The sequence below is a fragment of the Aeromicrobium sp. Leaf272 genome (assembly GCF_001422865.1).
Classification (GTDB): domain Bacteria; phylum Actinomycetota; class Actinomycetes; order Propionibacteriales; family Nocardioidaceae; genus Aeromicrobium.
On sequence record NZ_LMMY01000009.1, the window covers coordinates 375,895 to 376,877 of the forward strand.

Genomic DNA, 983 nt, shown 5'->3' on the forward strand with positions numbered 1-983 from the left:
CGGCGGCGAGCGCGGCGGCACTGCCGCCCACGACCATGCTCCGTCCGCTGAAGTTGCCGAAGCCGTAGGGGCAGCGGTCGGTGTCGCCCTGCACCACGGTGATCGCCGCAGGCGCGACGCCGAGCCGGTCGGCGACGATCTGGGCGATGCCGGTGTCGTTGCCGCCGCCGGGCGAGGTGACGCCGGTCAGGACGGTGACCTGTCCGCTCGGCGCCACGCGGACGGTCGAGGTGTCGAAGCCGCCGACCAGGGTGCCGGGCGTGCCGCCGGCCTCCGGCGTCAGCTCGAAGGCCAGGCCCAGGCCGGTGCGCACCGTCGCGTCGGCCGACTGCTCCCGCTGCCCGCGGCGGACGCCCGGCTCGTCGACGAGCGCCCGGACCCGGTCGAGCGCCAGGTGGTACTGGCCGCTGTCGATGTTGAGCCCGGCGGTGGTCTTGTACGGGAAGGCGTCGTCGGCGATGAGGTTGCGGTGCCGCACCTCGGCGGGGTCGAGGCCGAGCTCGCGCGCCACGAGGTCCATGACGCGCTCCATCATGAGGTTCGTGGCCTCCTTGCCGTACCCGCGCGAGGCGTTCCACGGCGACTTGTTCGTCGCCACGATCCGGAAGCGTGCGTCGACGACCTGGACGTCGTAGCCCGTGGGGAAGGCGAGCGCGGTCAGGTAGGCCATGCCCCAGCCGGGCGCGGCGCCGAGGGCGCCGACGTTGGCGACCAGGTCGTCGCGCAGCGCGCGCACGCGGCCGTCGCCGTCGAAGCCGACCGTGACCTCGTGGTGCTGCTCGCGTCCGCCCACGAGCAGGCAGTCGCTGCGCCGCTCGGTCCAGCGCACCGGGCGGCCAGTGATCCGGCTCAAGACGCAGACGAGCGGCTCCTCGGGGTGGCCGTGCATCTTGAGGCCGAACGCGCCGCCGACGTCGGGCACCACGACCTGCACCTGCTCCTCACCGAGGCGCAGGGCCGAGGCCAGCACGGCTCGCAGGGGG

General features: G+C 74.5%; 1 protein-coding gene. It reads right to left on the reverse strand.

Annotated features, from left to right (window positions below):
* Positions 1-983, reverse strand: a 983-nt coding sequence (locus tag ASF38_RS17385) for a xanthine dehydrogenase family protein molybdopterin-binding subunit (protein WP_162237289.1), incomplete at both ends; no start/stop codon positions are given.